Genomic DNA, 18,066 nt, shown 5'->3' on the forward strand with positions numbered 1-18,066 from the left:
CCTGGGATTCGTGAGAAAGTTCTATGAGCGTGAAAAAACATAATACACAATAGCCGCAACGGCGTCCACTCCCGATGCGGCTACCCTGCTGGCAATGTGAACGCGGTCAGGGCCTGAAGGCGTTGATGTACTGGGTGGCCGCGACATCCCCCTCTGTGGCGAATGTCCTGATGCCTTGTATGGCCGCCTCAAGCACCGCGTCGACCATGGCAGTGTCGGACTGGGAGAAGCGACCGAGCACCCACCCTGTGGTTTCTCCACCTGCCGGAGGTTTGCCAATGCCGAGGCGGAGTCGATGAAAGTCAGGCGTCCCAAGGCATTGTGTGATGGATTTCAGCCCGTTATGTCCTGCGTTGCCTCCCCCCATCTTGAAGCGCATCCTTCCGAGGGGCAGGTCGAGTTCGTCGTGCGCCACGACCATGGCGGCGGGCTTGACCCGATAGAACGAGGCTATCGCAAGCACGGCCTCGCCGCTGAGGTTCATGAAGGTCTGCGGCTTGGCAAGAAGCCATGGGGCTTGTCCTTCGACGATGTCGCATCGCCAGAGGTCGTATTTCTTCTTGCCGCCGCTGAGTTGTTCACAGCGCGCAAAAGGATTGCGCTGGGCTTCTTCCAGCAGGGCGTCGATGAACATGAATCCGAAATTATGGCGGGTACGGTCGTACTCGCGTCCCGGATTGCCGAGGCCGATGATGAGTCCGGATATGTTCATGTGCGCATCGGGGCGATAGGGTGGGCTACATGCCGTACCGGAAATGACCGGCCAACACGGGAAAAAGCCGGCTCCGCAAGCGGAGCCGGCCTGAAGCGGCGGAGAAACGCGGAACTATTCGCTCTTGGGGGTGAGCACGCTGAGAATAGCGAAGTTCTCGTTGGTTGCCGGACGCACACCCTCGGGCATGGCGACATCCTTCAGCATGATGGTGCTGTTGATGTCGAGTTCGGTCAGGTCCAGCGTGATCTTCTTGGGCAGCGTGAGCGGCTTGCTCATGACGTCTATGAATTCGCGGTAGACTTCGAGCTTGCCACCAAGCTTGACGCCACGCGAGGTGCCGACGAATTCCAGAGGAACGCGGATCTTGATCTCGCGATCAAGGTCGACACCGAAGAAGTCGATATGCGTGAACTTCTTCTTGTAGGGGTGGAAAAGAGCGTCCCAGATGAGAACGGGATGCGTGCTCTTCTTGCCCTCTTCTTCGATTTCAAGCTGGAATACGGTGGTGCGACCCACTTCTTCGAACAGCTTCTGAAGGGGCTTGGCGGGCATCTGGACGGCGACGTTGTTGCCCTTGGTGTCGTAGAACACGCCGGGAACGACTTCTTCGGAACGGAGCCTGCGGTTGGCACCCTTGCCCAGGTTGTCGCGCTTCTGGACGCTCAGTGTCTTCTGCTCGGACATGCTGTTTCTCCTTTACATTCCTGCGGCAAGCGGCCACGGAACGAGATTGCTATACGAAAAGAACGCTCACCGACGATTCGGTGTGGATATTGTGTATGGCCTTGGCCAGAAGCCCGGCAACGGAAAGGACATGCAGTTTCGGGCAAGCGTTGAGCTTGTCGCCCAAGGGCACGGTATCGGTGACGATAACCTGCTTGAAGGGCGAGTTGCAAAGACGTTCGATGGCAGGCCCGGAAAGTACGGGGTGTGTGGCGCATGCCATGACCTCGCGCGCACCGTTCTTGAGCAGGACTTCGCCTGCTGCACAGAGGGTGCCTGCGGTGTCGATCATGTCGTCAACGACGATGGCGACCTTGTCGCGTACGTCGCCGATGACGTGCATCGCCTGCGCCTGGTTGGGCTTGTCGCGGCGCTTGTCGACGATGGCAAGCCCTGCGTTGAGCCGCTTGGCGTAGGCGCGGGCGCGTTCGACACCACCGGCGTCGGGCGACACGATGACGATTTCACCTTCGACCTGCCGCAGGTAGTCGAGAATGACCGGGGCGGCGTACAGGTTGTCGACAGGGGAGTTGAAGAAGCCCTGTATCTGACCCGCATGGAGGTCGACGGTGACGACGCGGTCAGTGCCAGCGGTTGTCAGGAAGTCGGCAACCAGTTTTGCGCTGATAGGAGCGCGGGGAGAGACTTTGCGATCCTGACGTGCATAGCCGTAGTACGGCATGACGGCGGTAACGCGGCCTGCGCTGGCACGCTTGAGGGCGTCCAGCATCAGGAACAGCTGCATCAGATTGAAGTTGACCGGGGCACACGTGGCCTGAACGACGAATACGTCGTCACCGCGCACGTTGTCGCCGATCTCGATGCGGATTTCGCCGTCACTGAAGGTTTCACACAGAGCGGGCGTGATCTGGCAACCAAGATGGTTGCAGATGGCCTTGGCCAGCTCGGGGTTGGAAGTGCCGGTCAGGATCTTGAGATCGCCTTGCATGGTCTGACATCCGGCTAGAGTTGGGGAACTTGCGTTCTGAAATGGCTGGGGCGGAAGGACTCGAACCCTCGAATGACGGGACCAAAACCCGTTGCCTTACCAACTTGGCGACACCCCAGCGTCACAAAAGATGCTGATATACCCGTATGCCATGACCCTTCAGCTGTTCGAAGGCCGCTTCGGCATCTTCACGCCTCCTGAAGAGGGCGAAGACGCTCGCGCCGCTACCGCTCATGAGGGCGGCTGCCGCGCCATGTCGCAACAAGGCTTCCTTGAGCGACCGCAGCTCCGGGTGAGACGCGAAGACCACCGGTTCGAAGCTGTTATGGAGCCATGACTCGCGGGAGAACGAGTTTCTATCCGCAACCCCCCCCGTTGTCAAGCAACCACGCACGCGGAGTTGTTTTTCTTCGGCAGCATCCAGCGCGCCGTAGGCCCATGCCGTGGAGACCTGTACCTGCGGGCAGGCGAGAAGCAGGGTGAATCCCTTGTACGGCCATGCCACAGGGGTGATGATCTCGCCAATGCCGCTGGCACGGCACGGGACCGCATGGATGAAGAACGGCACGTCGGCTCCGATGCGGGCCGCCAGTCTGCATAGCGTCTCTCTTCCGAGGGGATGCGGGGCGATGGATTCGAGGTGGTTCAGGATTGCAGCGGCGTTGGCACTGCCGCCTCCCAGTCCTGCCCCATGCGGAACGCCTTTTCGCAACTCGACGCGAAGAGGCGGGCGGAATCCGGAGGCTTCGGCATAGGCGTCGTAGGCGCGGGTGACCGTGTTCCGTGTCGGGTCGATGCCCTGAATGGCACACGTCACAGTTATTCCGGGAGCATCGCCAACCGTCACCACCAGTTCGTCGTGCGGTTCCTCCAGCGGAAGGAAGAGGCTGTCGATTTCGTGATAGCCGTCGTCACGGCGCGACGTGATATGGAGGTCGAGATTGACCTTGCACCCGGAACGGAGCGTCACCGCGTCGTTCATGCCTGTGTCTCCGCCGATTCGACGGTGAGGTGGTCGTTGGTGAAGACGCATATCTCGCCTGCGATGCGCATGGCTTCACGGGCGATGGTCTCCGCATCGAGTTGCGTGTGGCGGGCGAGTGCGCGGGCTGCGGCAAGGGCATAGGGGCCGCCGCTACCTATGGCGGCGATGCCGTCATCCGGTTCGATGACATCCCCGTTGCCCGAGAGCACGAGGATGTGTTCGTTGTCGGCCACAAGCAGCATGGCTTCGAGTCGGCGCAGATACTTGTCCTTGCGCCACGACTTGGCCATCTCCACGGCGGCGCGGACAAGGTTGCCCCTGTGTTCTTCAAGCTTGGCCTCGAAATGTTCGAACAGCGTGAAGGCATCGGCCGTGGAACCCGCAAAGCCTGCGACCACCCGTCCGTTGTAGAGACGGCGCACCTTGCGCGCCGAGTGCTTCATGACGATGCTCTGGCCCATGGTCACCTGACCGTCACCTGCGATGGTGACACCCTGGGCACCCCGCACTGCGAGAATGGTCGTTCCCTTGAGTTCCATGAATACTCCCGTATATCGTACGCCTGAAAGGGCGTGATGTCTGTCCGCACCACAAGAGGGCAGGGGGCTGCCCTCTTGTGGTGTTCTGGGCAGTACTGCCCCATTCAGGGCTATTCCGTGGTGTTCAGTCTCAGTGCCGTGACCTTTGAGGGGCGCGTGCTCTACCAGAACGCCTTTCTCTCCTGATAGGTGGCGGCGAACCGTTCGAGTTCGGCCATCTCTTCAGGTGTGCGCGCCTGTGCCCTGGCCTGTTCCTCGAATGATTCGGTCTTGTGCTTGTCGTTGCTGTACAGCGAACTGTAGGCAAGGTGGAGGTACGCCTTGAAAGGTTGCCCGGAAGCACCCAGCACCCGCCCGTAGTAGTAGTGCACCTCGGCATCTTCGGGCAGTCGGCGAAGCACCTCGTCGAAATACTGGTACGACTTCTGGGGCTGCCCCGAATCGGCAAGAAGCCGGGCATAGAAGAAGAGTGCCATGTAGTCGTCGGGGTTCATGAGCGTGGCGCGTTGCAGCATGGCTGCGGCCCGCCCCTTGTCACCCTTGGTGTAGTGGAACCTGCCGGCCTCGCGCCATATGAGCTGGTCTTTCGGGCTGCACTGCAATGCCTTGTCGAAGGCGGCAGTCGCTTCGGCGACCCTGTTCTGACGTGAAAAGAGTATGGCCTTGCCGAGTTGCGCGAGGCAATCCCCGGCGGGGGCATCGGCGAAAAGCCGTTCCGAGACCGCGGGGTCTCCATAGCGGGCCCTGCAAATGGTGCGCACCCTGAGGAACCGTGCGTCGTCATTGGGACGCGACCGGATATCTGCCGGAAGTGCGGCGATGCGCGCAGAAAGCGAGTTGATGCGCTCGTTCACGGCCGGGTGGGTGCTCAGGTATGAGGGGATGTCGGTACCCATGGCCCATTGCTTCTTGCGAATCTTCTCGAAGGCGCCGACCATGCCTTCAGGACGGAAACCGGCGGCGATGAGATAGCGCAGGCCGATTTCGTCTGCCTCGGTTTCGTCCACACGGCTGTAGTTGAGCATGGCCGACTGCCCGGCGGCGATGGAACCCGCCATGGCCGCGCCCTTGCCCGACCCGCCGCCCAGAAACGCTCCGGCGAGTGCCCCCGCCATCGACAGGATGCTGGTGGTCTGCATCTTTTCGATGCGGCCCGCGATGTGCCGTTGCGTTGCGTGGGCGAGTTCATGGGCTAGCACTCCCGCCACCTCTGCTTCGTGGTCCATCTGCATGACAAGACCGGTATGGACGAAGATGAACCCGCCGGGGCTGGCGAAGGCGTTCAGCGAATTGTGCAGCAGGACATTGGTCTTGAAGTCGAAGGGCTGCGGCGGTGCCTGTTCAAGAAGGCGTGCAACGATGTCCTGAACGTAGACTTTGACTTCCGGGTCTTCGACCAGCGGCATCCGGGACTTGATGAGGACATCGAACTTCCTGCCGAGTTCCACTTCATCCTTGATGGTGAAACCGCCAAGCCCAAGAAACGCCCACGCCGGGGCAACCCCTTGAATGGTGAGCGCAAGTGCCAGCACAAAGGCCAGAATGCCCCGCGCACCGCGCCAGAAGGCGCAGCGGCGGGGCGTTTCGTTGCGAAGAAGTGTCGTCATGGGCGTTACAGGACGTCCCAGACCGCTCCGGAAGGGGTGTCGCGCACTTCTATGCCAAGGGCGGCGAGTTCGTCGCGTATGGCATCGGCACGGGCGAAATCCTTCGCGGCACGGACGGACTTGCGTTCTTCCAGCAGGGCGTCGACCTTGGTCGTGTCGATGCCCTTGCGCCGGATGCGGCATTCCTTCAAATCACTCAGGAAGGCTTCGGGTTCACGCCCGAATACCCCGAGGACCTTCATCCATTTTGCGACCAGACCATCCAGACGTTCGAGCAGGGCAAGGGTTTCTGCGCTCTTGCGAAGATTCTTGTCTTCAAGCAGGCGGTTCACCAGTCTGATGGTGCCGAACACGTGACCGAGGGCCGCAGCCGTGTTGAGGTCGTCTTCAAGCGCTTCGTCGAAGGCACGGTCGAGCGTGTCGAACTCTGCCGTCACGTCGGCAGGCAGAGGCGTGGCACTCCATTTGGAACGGCTGCGTTCGGTGCGGGCGAGCGAAAGGGCCTCGTAGATGCGCTTGAGGCTCTTTTCGGCCTCGTCCATGCTGTCGAAGGTGAAGTCGATGGGGCTGCGGTAGTGCTTGGTGAGCAGGAAGAAGCGCAGCACTTCCGGGAGATAGCCTTCGAGGATGTCACGTATGGTCTTGAAGTTGCCGAGCGACTTGGACATCTTCTCCGCATCGACCTGCACGAAGCCATTGTGCATCCAGTAACGCACGAAAGGCTTGTCCAGCGCGGCTTCCGTTTGTGCTATCTCGTTCTCGTGGTGCGGGAAGATGAGGTCCTGCCCGCCGCCATGGATGTCCAGCGGCAGGGGCATGTGCTTTTCGCTCATGGCCGAGCATTCGATGTGCCAGCCCGGGCGTCCTTCGCCCCACGGGCTAGTCCAGCTCGGTTCGCCGGGTTTTGCAGCTTTCCACAATGCGAAATCAAGCGGGTCTTCCTTTTCCTCGCCGGGGGCGACGCGGGCGCCTGAACGCATGTCGTCGATGTCGCGTCCGGAGAGCTTGCCGTACTCGGGGAAGGAACGGACGCGGAAATAGACGTCGCCGGAAGGGGTGGCATAGGCCTTGCCCTTGGCGATGAGCTTTTCGCACAGCGCGATCATTTCGAGGATGTGGCCGGTAGCCTTGGGTTCGATGTCGGCGCGCAGCACGTTGAGGCGGTCCATGTCCTCATAGAAGGTGTCGATGTACTTCTCGGCGACCTGCTGGCTGGTGAGTCCCTCTTCATTGGCACGCTTGATGATCTTGTCGTCGACGTCGGTGAAGTTGCGGGCGAACGTCACATCAAGTCCGGTATGCCGCAGGTAGCGCACCAGCACGTCGAACACGACGGCTGAACGGGCATGACCGATGTGGCAGAGGTCATAGGCGGTGATGCCGCACACGTACATGTTGACCTTGCCGGGTACGGCGGGCGTGAAAAGCTCTTTGCGGCGCGAGAGCGAGTTGTAGATCTGCATGGCGTCTCCGGAAAAACTAGCGGCAACCGTTGAGGTCGAAAAGGTCGATGCGGCGCTGGTGGCGCCCGCCTTCGAAGTCGGTGTCAAGGAAGAGGCGTGCCAGTTCAAGAGCCACACCGGGCCCTGTCACGCGTTCGCCAAGACAGAGGACATTGGCGTTGTTGTGCTGGCGCGTGGCGCGGGCGTGGAATTCGCAGGTGCAGAGTGCCGCGCGGATGCCGGGGATGCGGTTGGCAGCCATCGACATGCCGATGCCCGTGCCACAGATGAGGATGCCAAGGGCCTCTTCGGCGAGAACACGGTCGCAGACTTTCTGGGCGTAGTGCGGGTAGTCGCAGCTGACGGCGCTTTCAGGGCCGAGGTCTTCGACGTCGTGTCCTGCGTTGCGAAGGCTGTCGACGATGCTCTGCTTGAGGGCGAAACCCGCATGGTCCGAACCGACGAATACTTTGCGTGCCATGATGATGCTCTTGTTAAGCCTGTACGGTTTCGTTGCCGTTTCCGAAGCGCTCGCGCAGGCGCGTCACATGACGCTCTCGCGCGGCTTCGCGCATGGTGGCGAAGCGTTCGGTCTCGTCATGCAGAAAGGTTATACGCTTTCTGATGGCGTCAAGGGTCGATGCGTCGGCATCTTCAAGCAGTGCCCTGCCGAGAGATGCCTCCTCCTGAGTGATGCGCTTGCGCAGCTGGCGGGTCTCGATGGCGTGCAACACGCCGCCCGCCATCCAGCCGAGTTCCGCACCGAGAACGTTGAGCCCGGTGCGCATGACGTTGAAGACTGCCGTGCAGCGCGAAACCGAAGACGCGGAAGAGGGAGAAGACATGGTGGACTCCATGATCATTTGCGGCCGAGAGAGCGCAACGGCAGTAGCGTGGTGCCCTCGGGCAGTTCAAGGCCGAGCTGTTCAGGGCTGAAGGGAGTGTCGAGCCTGACGCGTTCCTTGACGAGTATGATGGCGTTGTAGCCCTTGCCGTGCTGGAAGACCAGCTTGCGGGGCATGGGCGTTGCCGTAGCGTCCGCGTCCTCGGCATATGAGACATCGAGATTCCAGCCGTCAGCCGTGCCATCGGTCCAGCGCACCGGAAGCCCGGCTTCGGAGATGACCAGCGAGCCGCCGGGGCGCTTGCCTTCGAGAGTGTAGGCGATTCCCATGCCGGGAACAAGGGTGGCCTCTCCTGCCGACCGCAGGCCGAAGACGCTGCCGAAGCGACCATCGAGCATGGCAGTGAGGTCGCTCACCGAGAAGGGTACGGGAACACCGAACGAGAAGAGGGCCTTGCCGTCGCCGTAATGATGGTATGCCTTCTGTTCGTTGGGCGAATAGGCGAGGAAGGTGTCGTCGGTTTCGCGTATCTTCGCGACCGTTGCCCCTATTCCGGCCATGATGTCGAGGCGCAACGGGGCCTTGCCATTGCCCCATATGAGGGCAATGACACGGTGTCCGTCATCGCCAGCGTTGTATCGAAGGCTGGTTTCGAGCCTGAACGGCCCTGTATCGCGTTCTGTCGCGGCACTGTAGGCCTTGTAGGCGTTCCAGACCGTCGCCGCCGTATCGGCCGGGGCCAAGGCCCCTCTGGGGGCTTTCGAGGCGCAGCCTCCCGCAAGGGCGACGCATACCACCGCCCACAGCATCATGAGGGCGGGGCGGATTCTGTTTGCAGAGGATGTGTGTATCATTTTTTGTCGAGTTTGGCCTTGATGGCGTCGGGATTCTGCGGGTTCATGGACAGGGCCTTGCGGTAGGCGCGCCGCGCCGTGTTCTTCTGCCCCATGGCCGTGGCGATGTCTCCGTAATGCTCCCAGATGATGGGGTCGGGCGCATTGAGTTCGATGGCGCGGCTGATGGCCTTCCATGCTTCGGGAATGCGGCCCGCCTTGAAGTAGGCCCATGCCAGCGAGTCGAGGATGAAGGGGTTGTCGGGCGAAAGGGTATTGGCGCGTTCGAGAAGGGAGACGGCCCGGGTAAGGTCGCGCTCCTGTTCCGCAAGGGTGTAGCCCACATAGTTCAGGGCCTGTGCATGGTTGGGAGAGGCCTTGATGACCTCTTCCATGGCGGCGAAGGCAGCGTCCTTCGCACCCCTGTCGTCGAGGATGAGGGCGCGCATGAACAGCAGGCCGCTGTCATCGGGCCAGCGGTCGGCGGCCTTATCGATGACCCGGAGTGCCTCTTCGGAGCGCCCCATGTTGACGAGAAGTTGCGCCTCCATCTCGCGGAAGTCCCTTTGCTCGGGGAATGTCTCACGGCCTTCGCGGGCTGTCCGCAGCGCCGCTTCGAGGTCGCCCTTCTCATAGAGCAGCTGGCTACGCAGGCGCAGGGCGCGGTCGTAGTACTTATTGGTGGGGCGCACTTCTAGCAGCCACGACAGGGTGGCGTCCGTATCGCGCTGTCCCTCGTAGGCCAGCACGGCGAGGAAGAAGTAGACTTCTTCCGGAGCCCCGGGCGAATCCTTCACGGCCAGAAGCAGACCTTCGGCCTGTTCGAAGAACCTGTCATCGAGGAATAGCGTTGCGGCCGTGAGCATGAAGCCGAAGGTCTCCGGCCCTTGCCGTGCCAGCTCATAGGCCTTGACGGGGTTGTTGAGCTTGATGTTGATGGCCACCAGTCGTAGCCAGACGTCCTGATTGCCCTCGTCGAGAGCCAGAATCTGTTCGTAGATCTTTTCCGCTTCGACGTAGTTCTTGCGAAGCTCATACACATAGGCCAGTTCGGCCCATGCCTCGAGGAAGTCGGGAGATGCCTTGACCGCCTTGCGGAGTTGCGCCGTGGCCTCTGTGAGGCGGTTGAGCCCCATGAGGGCGCGCGCGTGGTAGTACCGCAGGAGCGACGTGCGCGAGGTCTCCCCGATGGACAGGATGAGCTTGTCGGCCTCTTCGTAACGGCGGGTCTTCACAAGAAGTTGTGCCAGTTCCTGCCGTGCCTCGTCGTCCTTGGGGTGCTTGGCGTTATAGGCGCGCAGCAGGGCGATGGCCTCGTCGTTGCGGTCGAGGTCGAGGTAGCTTTCGGCGAGAAGCAGGGTCAGGCCGAGGTCGTCCGGGTGGGCTGCGACGCCGCGCGTGAGGATGTCACGGGCGAGGTCGGGCTCCTTGCGTGACAGCAGGAAGCTGCCGGAGTCGTTGTAGACACGGGCCGTGGGAGACAGCCGGATGAGGTTCTCGATGGCTTCGATGGCGTCGCGGGTGTTGTCGCTGCGGGCCGCCTGATCAAGCATGAGGTAGTAGAAGGTCGTTTCGGCACCATCGGAGAGGTTCCACTGTACGGCCTCTGGCGAGGCCGTTTCGACAGCGGGGCGATGGGCGCATCCACCTGCGATGAGGGGCAGGGCGGTGACGACGGCGGCAACGGAACGGCGGAAGGATGGCATGAGACGCCTCTGACCTACTGGTTGATCCAGTCGGATGAAAAGTCCTTGATTTCCTTGAACAGGTGGTCGCGTATCTTTTGCAGCAGACGCGCCTCTATCTGGCGGACGCGTTCACGGGTGATGTCGTATTTCTCGCCAATCTCGCGCAAGGTGACTGGTTCTTCAGAAAGAAGCCTGTTCTGCAGGATGTCCACTTCCTTGTCGGAAAGCTTGGGAATGATGGATTGCAGACGGTTTTGCACCATGCTGGCAATCTCATGGTTCGACAGTGCGTCCTCGATGCCGGGGCCGAGTGCGGGCAGGAAGTCCATGCGCGAAGCCCCGCCGCCCTCGTCACCCACCGGGATGTCGAGTGACACGTCGGAAGCGTCGAGGCGCTGTTCCATCTCCACGACCTGTTCCTTGGTCACGTTCAGGCGTTCCGACAGGGTGGCTGCGTCCGGGTCGTAGCCCTGCAGGATGAGCTTCTGTCGTTCCTTGTTGAGATTGTAGAACAGCTTGCGTTGCGCCTGCGTGGTGCCGATCTTGACCATCCGCCAGTTGTCCATGATGAACTTGAGGATGTAGGCCTTGATCCAGAAGGCGGCGTAATACGAGAACTTGATGCCCTTTTCGGGATCGAACTTGTTCACCGCGCGCATGAGGCCGACGTTGCCCTCCTGGATGAGGTCGAGCACGTTCTGCATCCAGCGCCGCTGGAAGTCCATGGCGATCTTCACCACGAGACGCAGGTGCGACGAGACGAGGCGAAAGGCCGCATCACCGTCGCCCGTTTCGCGGACACGCTTCGCCAGCTCATACTCCTCTTCGGGCTTGAGCATGGGAAAGCGGCTTATCTCGCGCAGGTAGAGGTGCAGGCTGTCCTTCCCGGTGGATACCGTGGCAGGAGCGTTGAGGTGGAACGTGTCGGGCGCGTGGTCGTCGTCGCCGATGTCTATGACATCGTCTTCGTCGACGAAATCTTCGGTATCTTCGGTGTCGTCAGCCGAATCGTCCGGGCCGTCGATGATCTCGACGTCGTCGACTACGGTGACGTGCTTCTCATCGGCGATGTCTTCGTGCTGCGCTTTCGGGCGTTTGGTCATGGCGTATCTGATTGCAACCTGTTGTCCGGCCTCGGGCCGGGTAGTGCGAAGCGCCGTGAATCAAGGCGCGAAGCGTTGCGAATGGTATAGTTTATGTTTGTCCTTTTCAATGTTTTTCAGTACACCGGAGCGGGCGTTCCAGCCCCGGAACTCCACTTGGAGCTCGTCATCCGGTGGCTTTCGCAATCTTTCAGGAGTACACGTCGTGCCAGATTTCCGTCAAGCCTTGCGCGCAGGGCGCAGACTTCTTTTCGATGGTGGCCTCGGAACCATGTTGCAGGCCCGTGGCCTGCCCGCCGGGGTAAGCCCCGAGCAGTTCTGCCTTGATCGTCCCGATGTCCTTCGTGGCATCCATGCCGACTATGTGCGTGCAGGGGCCGACATCCTGACCACCAACACCTTCGGCGGAAGCCGCTTCAAGCTCGGCGACGGGTTCGACGTGGTCGACTTCAACCGTCGCATGGCCGCCATCGCCCGTGAAGCTGCAGACGCATCTGGCAGGCAGGCTTTCGTCGCAGGCAGCATAGGCCCGACGGGGCATTTCGTGAAACCACTCGGAGAGGTGGAGCCTGCCGCGCTAGTCGCCGCCTTTCGGGAGCAGGTGCGCGGGCTTGTCGCAGGTGGTGCCGATCTCCTGATGATCGAGACACAGTTCGACCTTGCCGAGGCGCGTGCCGCTGTCGTCGCAGCCCGTGCGGAGTGTTCGCTTCCCATCGCCGTCTCCATGACGTTCGAGAATGGTGTCAGCCTCACGGGCAGCACACCCGAGGTGTTCGTCGCCACCATGCTCAACCTCGGGGTGGACCTGCTGGGCACCAATTGCAGTGCAGGGCCCGACCAGATGCATGATGTGGTGGCCTCGCTGCTGGCGTCCGCTTCCGTGCCGGTGCTCGTCGAGCCCAATGCCGGATTGCCCGAACTCATCGACGGCAAGACTGTGTTCAGGCTGCCCCCCGCCCCGTTCGCCGAGAAGACGGCTGCCTTCGCCGCCATGGGGGCGCGTGTGCTTGGCGGCTGCTGTGGCACGACACCCGACCATATCGCAGCCCTGCGGCAGGCAGTGGCCGATATTCCCGCCACGCTTCCGGTGGACAGTGGCGTGGGCATTGTCCTCACCACGAGGTCGCACCTCGTGCGGGTGGGTGGTGACGCCCCGGTGCGCATCATCGGTGAACGCATCAACCCCACAGGCAAGAAGCAGCTCATAGCCGAATTGCAGGCGGGCGACTTCTCGCTGGCGTTGCGCTTCTCCGACGAACAGGTCGAGGCGGGGGCGCCCATTCTCGACGTGAACGTGGGCGCGCCCATGGTGGATGAGGAAGTGCTGCTGCCCGACCTCGTGCAGCGACTCATCACCCGGCACGGGGTGCCGCTATCCATCGACTCGTCCAATGCCGCTGCCATCGAACGTGCGCTGCCCTATTGCCCCGGTTCGACGCTCGTCAACTCCATCAGCGGCGAACCGGGCCGCATGGAACGCCTCGGCCCCTTGTGCCGCGACCACGGTGCCCCCTTCATCCTGCTGCCTCTCAAGGGACGCAAGCTGCCCGTGGCTGCCACGGAGCGCATCGCCATCATCGAGGAACTCCTCGTTCAGGCCGAAGGTCTCGGCATCCCGCGCCGTCTTGTCATGGTCGACGTGCTGGCGCTTGCCGTATCCTCCAAGGCGGAGGCTGCGCGGCAGTGTCTCGAGACCATCCGCTGGTGTACGGCCAACGGCTTCGCCACGACCATAGGTCTGTCGAACATCTCGTTCGGCCTGCCCGCCCGGGAACTGCTCAACGGCACGTTCCTCGCCATGGCGGCGGGGGCAGGTCTGAGTTCGTGCATCGCCCACCCCGGCAACGGGCGCATCCGCGAGACGGTGGCATGTGCCGACGTCCTGCTGGCGCGAGATGCCAACGCCGAACGGTTCATCGACGCCTACGCGGCGTGGACGCCCGCGACACAGGGCGGCCCCGTGGCCAGCGGCCCCGGCCTTGCGTCCCAGCCGCCGGCGACCACACTTGAAGAGGCGGTCGTGAAAGGCGACCGTGATGGTGTCACGGCCATCGTGGAGAGTGAGCTTGCTGCCGGGGCAGACCCCTTCGACCTTGTGCAGACCAAGCTCATTCCGGCCATCAACGAGGTCGGCGTCAAATACGAGCGCCGCGAATACTTCCTGCCCCAGCTCATCCGTTCGGCAGAGACCATGCAGACGGCCTTCAGGCGATTGCAACCCCTGCTGGAGGAGATGCGCGGGGCCGAGGTGCGCCCGGTCATCATCATGGCTACTGTCGAGGGTGATATCCACGACATCGGCAAGAACATCGTCTCGCTCATGCTGGGCAACCATGGCTTCGAGGTCGTCGACCTCGGCAAGGATGTGAAGGCCGAGACCATCGTCGACGCGGCAGAGACCCACGGTGCACGTATCATCGGGCTCTCCGCCCTCATGACGACCACCATGGTGCGCATGGAGGATACGGTGAAGCTTGTGCGTGCCCGCGGGCTGGATGTGAAAGTCATCGTGGGCGGGGCCGTCGTGACCAAGGCCTTCGCCGACGCCATCGGGGCGGACGGTTATTCGGCCGATGCCGTCGAAGCCGTCAGACTTGCAAAATCGCTTCTCGCCGGGTAATCGGCGCGTCTTTCGACGAGGTGTATATGAAGTTCCGTTCAGCCCTGTTTACGGTCCTGTGCCTGATCGTCTTGACCCTTCCCGCTTTTGCGGCCCCCCGGGAGATTGGTTCCGGAGACCTGCTGAAGCTCGTGGGCGAGTCCCGCGGCAAGGTGGTCGTGGTCAACTTCTTCGCCTCATGGTGCCCGCCGTGCCTTGAGGAGATTCCCGGACTCATCCGTCTGCGTGGTCATTACAAGCCTTCGCAGGTGGAGTTCATAGGTGTGTCGGTCGATGAAAGCCGCGACCAGCTTGTGGCACTCATGGGCAAGACCCCGTTCAACTATCCGGTTTTCCTCGCACGTGAAGAGCTTTCGCGGTTCTTCGGCATCTCATCGATTCCCCGCCTGCTGGTCTATGACAAGGCTGGCAAGCTGGTCATCGACAATGTCGGCCTCGTCGAGGCGGATGAACTTGCGAAGGCCATCGACACGCTGCTTGGTGGCGGCAAATAATGGCACCATTCATACGCAAGGCCACTGTTCCAGACGTCAAGCGCATCCACGCCATACTCATGGAGTGCGCCGGGCAGCGACTGCTGCTGCCCCGGTCGCTGAATGACCTCTACAGCCGCATTCGCGACTTCGTGGTCGTCGATGCGGATGAAGGCGGGGCGATACTCGGCTGTTGTGCCCTTTCCATCACATGGGAGGACATCGCCGAAATACGCTCGCTGGTCGTCCTTGAATCGCTGCGGGGTCAGGGATGGGGGCGCAGGCTTGTGGAGGCATGCATGAGCGATGCCGTGACGTTGGGCCTTTATCGCGTTTTCACGCTCACCTATCAGGTCGAGTTCTTCAACAAGCTCGGGTATTCTGTTGTAGGCAAGGAGGTGCTCCCCCAGAAGGTGTGGGCCGACTGCATCCATTGCCCCCAGTTCCCCGAATGCGACGAAACGGCCATGCTCATCGAGCTGTAGCGCTTCCTGCCGCAGACCCGGCAGATGCAGCGGTATATTCCGGCCCGCAAGAGGGCCGATGAAACAGGAGAGAGAGTCACATGATCATCAAGGACCTCAAGGTCGTCTACAGCGAAGAACAGATTGCAGCCCGCGTGCGTGAGCTGGCGCAGGAGATAAACAGACTCTACAAGGGCGAACCCCTTGTGGTCGTCTGCGTGCTCAAGGGGGCGTTCATGTTCTTCACCGACCTCGTGCGTCACCTCGACATGCACCCCGAACTCGATTTCGTGCGCCTTGCCAGCTATGGCGACGCCACACATCGCGGTTCGACCATCAGCTTCCTCAAGGATGTTGAAGTGAAGCTTGAAGGCAAGCATGTCCTCATCGTGGAAGACATCGTCGATACCGGGCACACCATGGACTTCCTCTTCCGGCAGCTTGCTGCGCGGGGGGCGAAGAGCATGCGCCTTGCGGTGCTGGTCGACAAGACCGAACGGCGCGAGGTGCCGGTGCGCGCCGATTTCGTGGGATTTGCCTTGCCGCGGGGCTTCATAGTAGGGTACGGACTCGACTATGCCCAGAAGTACCGCGAACTTGGGGCCATCTACGAGGCTATCGTGGATGCCTAGGGGCGGGACTTCACGTCCGCGAGGTGCCAGATGATCGTTACCTGCCCCAAATGTTCGACGCGCTATAACCTGCCCGACGCTGCTGCCAAGCCCGATGCCAAGGCGCGGTGCACGGTCTGCAAGCATGTCTTCTCGTTGGCTGAAGTCGTTGCCCCCTCTGTCGGGGGGCAGACTCCCGGTCATGACGCCGCTTCGGCGTCGGGTTCCGACGTGAGTGACATCATCGGTGAGGTGAAAGGCTATAATCTCGACGCCACGCCTCCGAAACCCGAAGAGAAGAAGCGCAAGCGCACGTCTCTGGTCGTTGCGCTTGTCATGCTGCTGCTCGTGGGCGCGGGTGCAGGGGCATGGAAGTTCTGGCCGCGCGGTGCGGACAAGGCGGTTGATGAGGCGGCACAGAAGCTTGCCGCCAGTGAACAGATCAAGAACATCGCCTTGCGTAACGTGCGACAGTACTACATCAACAACGAGAAGCTGGGTCAGGTCTCGGTCATCGAAGGGCGTGTGGTGAACAACTTCACCTCTCCGCGAGAACTCATCAAGGTCGAGGCATCGCTCTATGACAAGAACGGTGCCACTGTCGTGTCGAAGACCCAGCTTTGCGGTACTACCGTGTCGCTCTTCCACCTTCAGGTACTGGGTGAGCAGGAGCTCGAGACGGCACTCAACAACAAGATCGACATCCTCACGAACAACACCAGCATCCCTTCCGCTGGCGAAGTGCCCTTCATGGTGGTGTTCTACAATCCGCCGTCGACGGTGACCGAGTTCGGGGTGAAGGTCGTCGAGGCGCGGACGCCTCCTGAAAAGAAGCAGTAGCAGGGCGGATGCGTGGCCAAGGTCCGAGAGACGTACGTTTGCAGTGCATGTGGTGCCAATACCCCGCAATGGCGAGGGCAATGTCCCACCTGCAAGGCATGGAACACTCTTGACGCAGTGACCGTCGCGCGTGAAACGCGCAGCGGCGTGCGGCGACAGGGGGCACCTGATTCGGTGCGCCCACGGCCTTTGCGCGACGTGAGCGATGAGGGCGGAAGCCCCTTCGGTACCGGGCTTGAAGCCCTCGACCGTGTGCTCGGTTCCGGCCTTGTGCCGGGTGCCGCCATCCTTTTCGGTGGTGAGCCGGGGATAGGCAAGTCGACGCTTCTTCTGCAGGTCGCCGGGGCTGTGGCAGCCAGCGGGCGCGATGTGCTCTACCTGTCAGGTGAGGAGTCGCTCACACAGCTCAAGGGACGTGCAGAACGTCTCGGGGTGCTGCACGAAAGGCTTCTCGCCGTGGCGACATCGCGTGTCGAGGACGTCTTCTCCGTTCTTGAGAGTGGCACCCCGCCAGCCCTTCTCGTACTCGACTCGGTGCAGACGCTCACATCCGACCTCGCCGAGGGACTGCCCGGCAACGTCAGTCAGGTGCGCGCCGTCGCCACCGAGGTCGTCGACCGTTGCAAGCGCGCCGGGACAGCCGTCCTGCTGGTCGGGCATGTGACCAAGGATGGCAATCTCGCCGGCCCCCGTCTGCTGGAGCATATGGTCGATACCGTCGTTTCTCTGGAAGGTGACCGACGCCAGATGTTCCGCCTGTTGCGGGTGCTCAAGAACCGCTTCGGCCCCAATCAGGAGTTGCTCGTCTTCCAGATGGCACAGCGGGGGCTCGAGGTCGTTGAAGACCCCTCCACGTTCTTCCTTGGAGCACGCGACCCGGCCCTCAGTGGTACCGCCGTGGTGATGGCGGTTGACGGGCAACGCCCCTTCGCCGTCGAGGTGCAGGCACTTGTCACCCGCAGCTATCTCGCCATACCCCGCCGTACCGGACTCGGCTTCGACGTCAACAGGCTGCACCTGCTGCTTGCCGTGCTTGAGAAGCGGCTTCGCCTCAACTTCGGGCAGGTCGATATCTATGCCAAAATCGGCGGGGGGATGCGGCTTCAAGACCCCGGCATGGACCTCGCGCTTGTGGCTGCCGTGCTTTCATCCTTCTATGATGTTGCGCTTCCTGAACGCGCTGTCCTGTGGGGGGAAGTCGACCTCAACGGGCAGGTGCGCCCCGTCGCGGCGCACGACATCCGCCTCGGGCAGGCTGCCCGCCTTGGCTATGGCCCTGTTCTTCATCCCGGCGAGGGGAGGGGGGCCGTGCCGACCGTGGTCGAACTTCAGGCAAGGCTCTTCGGCAAGTCTGGCGCCCCCCGGCATAATCCCTCCGAGTAGAGATTCTTCCGCCCTCCGTATCTTTTGCCTGTAAGCATCCGTGAACGTCGCCCCTTTGCACACTGCTGAAGTGCATGTGTTGTCCCGGGCTGACTTCAGCGGATGCGGCTGTCTTCCGTGTGCGCCGTGGTGGGGTCCTCGATAATGATGCATGAGGATATGGCGCAGTATATTCCGTCCATGTATCCTTGCGTACGCGGCTATGGTATGATTGGATGTAATGGGATGGCGTGACGGGGCCATCGG

Annotated in this window: 19 protein-coding genes and 1 tRNA gene; 7 read left to right on the forward strand and 13 right to left on the reverse strand. The window is 61.8% G+C overall.

Translation table 11 applies throughout. The annotated features are described in order from the left end of the window. Positions 1 to 106: 106 nt before the first annotated feature. The 6 genes from pth to hslV all read right to left on the reverse strand — a co-directional run bounded on the left by pth (position 107) and on the right by hslV (position 3,911). Entirely contained in the window at positions 107 to 712 is a 606-nt protein-coding gene (gene pth, locus DVU_RS07435) for an aminoacyl-tRNA hydrolase (RefSeq protein WP_010938864.1), read from the reverse strand. 114 nt (positions 713 to 826) lie between these two features. Then, on the reverse strand, positions 827 to 1,399 hold the full coding sequence (locus DVU_RS07440; protein WP_010938865.1) for a 50S ribosomal protein L25/general stress protein Ctc: 573 nt from the start codon (positions 1,397 to 1,399) through the stop codon (positions 827 to 829). Between the two features lie 49 nt (positions 1,400 to 1,448). After that, entirely contained in the window at positions 1,449 to 2,387 is a 939-nt protein-coding gene (locus tag DVU_RS07445) for a ribose-phosphate pyrophosphokinase (RefSeq protein WP_010938866.1), read from the reverse strand. Positions 2,388 to 2,429: 42 nt separating this feature from the next. After that, a tRNA-Gln gene (locus DVU_RS07450) sits at positions 2,430 to 2,505 on the reverse strand. A gap of 3 nt (positions 2,506 to 2,508) precedes the next feature. After that, positions 2,509 to 3,369: a 4-(cytidine 5'-diphospho)-2-C-methyl-D-erythritol kinase gene (ispE, locus tag DVU_RS07455; RefSeq protein WP_010938867.1), complete on the reverse strand. Its 861-nt coding sequence runs from the start codon at positions 3,367 to 3,369 to the stop codon at positions 2,509 to 2,511. Beyond that, entirely contained in the window at positions 3,366 to 3,911 is a 546-nt protein-coding gene (gene hslV, locus DVU_RS07460) for an ATP-dependent protease subunit HslV (RefSeq protein ID WP_010938868.1), read from the reverse strand. The genes ispE and hslV overlap by 4 nt, the downstream gene beginning before the upstream one ends. Before the next feature lie 36 nt (positions 3,912 to 3,947). Here hslV and DVU_RS07465 point away from each other — a divergent pair, with 36 nt between their 5' ends. Then, the gene (locus tag DVU_RS07465; RefSeq protein WP_014524412.1) at positions 3,948 to 4,097 is read left to right on the forward strand and encodes a hypothetical protein; all 150 of its coding nucleotides are present in this window, start codon (positions 3,948 to 3,950) and stop codon (positions 4,095 to 4,097) included. Here DVU_RS07465 and DVU_RS07470 read toward each other — a convergent pair. The 7 genes from DVU_RS07470 to DVU_RS07500 are packed head-to-tail and all read right to left on the reverse strand — an operon-like array spanning position 4,073 to position 11,429. Continuing rightward, the gene (locus tag DVU_RS07470; RefSeq protein ID WP_010938869.1) at positions 4,073 to 5,518 is read right to left on the reverse strand and encodes a beta-barrel assembly-enhancing protease; all 1,446 of its coding nucleotides are present in this window, start codon (positions 5,516 to 5,518) and stop codon (positions 4,073 to 4,075) included. The genes DVU_RS07465 and DVU_RS07470 overlap by 25 nt on opposite strands. 5 nt (positions 5,519 to 5,523) lie before the next feature. After that, positions 5,524 to 6,981 carry a cysteine--tRNA ligase gene (gene cysS / locus DVU_RS07475; protein WP_010938870.1) on the reverse strand — a complete coding sequence of 486 codons (1,458 nt, stop codon included), beginning with the start codon at positions 6,979 to 6,981 and terminating at the stop codon, positions 5,524 to 5,526. Positions 6,982 to 6,997: 16 nt separating this feature from the next. Continuing rightward, positions 6,998 to 7,441: a ribose 5-phosphate isomerase B gene (rpiB, locus tag DVU_RS07480; protein WP_010938871.1), complete on the reverse strand. Its 444-nt coding sequence runs from the start codon at positions 7,439 to 7,441 to the stop codon at positions 6,998 to 7,000. A gap of 13 nt (positions 7,442 to 7,454) precedes the next feature. Next, positions 7,455 to 7,805 carry a hypothetical protein gene (locus tag DVU_RS07485; RefSeq protein WP_010938872.1) on the reverse strand — a complete coding sequence of 117 codons (351 nt, stop codon included), beginning with the start codon at positions 7,803 to 7,805 and terminating at the stop codon, positions 7,455 to 7,457. Positions 7,806 to 7,819: 14 nt separating this feature from the next. Continuing rightward, positions 7,820 to 8,659, reverse strand: coding sequence for a hypothetical protein (locus DVU_RS07490; protein WP_010938873.1), 840 nt, complete (start codon positions 8,657 to 8,659; stop codon positions 7,820 to 7,822). Further along, positions 8,656 to 10,344: a tetratricopeptide repeat protein gene (locus DVU_RS07495; RefSeq protein WP_010938874.1), complete on the reverse strand. Its 1,689-nt coding sequence runs from the start codon at positions 10,342 to 10,344 to the stop codon at positions 8,656 to 8,658. The genes DVU_RS07490 and DVU_RS07495 overlap by 4 nt, the downstream gene beginning before the upstream one ends. A gap of 14 nt (positions 10,345 to 10,358) precedes the next feature. Continuing rightward, positions 10,359 to 11,429, reverse strand: a complete 1,071-nt coding sequence (locus DVU_RS07500; RefSeq protein WP_010938875.1) for a sigma-70 family RNA polymerase sigma factor — start codon at positions 11,427 to 11,429, stop codon at positions 10,359 to 10,361. A 205-nt stretch (positions 11,430 to 11,634) separates the two neighbouring features. Between DVU_RS07500 and DVU_RS07505 the strand changes: the two genes are divergently transcribed. From DVU_RS07505 to radA, 6 genes are all read left to right on the forward strand, one after another. Further along, entirely contained in the window at positions 11,635 to 14,049 is a 2,415-nt protein-coding gene (locus DVU_RS07505) for a homocysteine S-methyltransferase family protein (protein WP_010938876.1), read from the forward strand. Positions 14,050 to 14,075: 26 nt separating this feature from the next. Further along, positions 14,076 to 14,543: a TlpA family protein disulfide reductase gene (locus tag DVU_RS07510; RefSeq protein ID WP_010938877.1), complete on the forward strand. Its 468-nt coding sequence runs from the start codon at positions 14,076 to 14,078 to the stop codon at positions 14,541 to 14,543. Next, the gene (locus DVU_RS07515) at positions 14,543 to 15,007 is read left to right on the forward strand and encodes an N-acetyltransferase (protein ID WP_010938878.1); all 465 of its coding nucleotides are present in this window, start codon (positions 14,543 to 14,545) and stop codon (positions 15,005 to 15,007) included. Before DVU_RS07510 ends, DVU_RS07515 begins: the two co-directional genes overlap by 1 nt. A gap of 80 nt (positions 15,008 to 15,087) precedes the next feature. Continuing rightward, positions 15,088 to 15,618 carry a hypoxanthine phosphoribosyltransferase gene (hpt, locus tag DVU_RS07520; RefSeq protein ID WP_010938879.1) on the forward strand — a complete coding sequence of 177 codons (531 nt, stop codon included), beginning with the start codon at positions 15,088 to 15,090 and terminating at the stop codon, positions 15,616 to 15,618. A gap of 30 nt (positions 15,619 to 15,648) precedes the next feature. After that, positions 15,649 to 16,437 (forward strand): zinc-ribbon and DUF3426 domain-containing protein, encoded by a 789-nt coding sequence (locus DVU_RS07525; protein ID WP_010938880.1) that lies wholly within the window; start codon positions 15,649 to 15,651, stop codon positions 16,435 to 16,437. Positions 16,438 to 16,449: 12 nt separating this feature from the next. Then, entirely contained in the window at positions 16,450 to 17,820 is a 1,371-nt protein-coding gene (gene radA / locus DVU_RS07530) for a DNA repair protein RadA (protein ID WP_010938881.1), read from the forward strand. Positions 17,821 to 18,066: the final 246 nt, after the last annotated feature.

It is taken from the genome of Nitratidesulfovibrio vulgaris str. Hildenborough, assembly GCF_000195755.1.
GTDB classification, from domain to species: domain Bacteria; phylum Desulfobacterota; class Desulfovibrionia; order Desulfovibrionales; family Desulfovibrionaceae; genus Nitratidesulfovibrio; species Nitratidesulfovibrio vulgaris.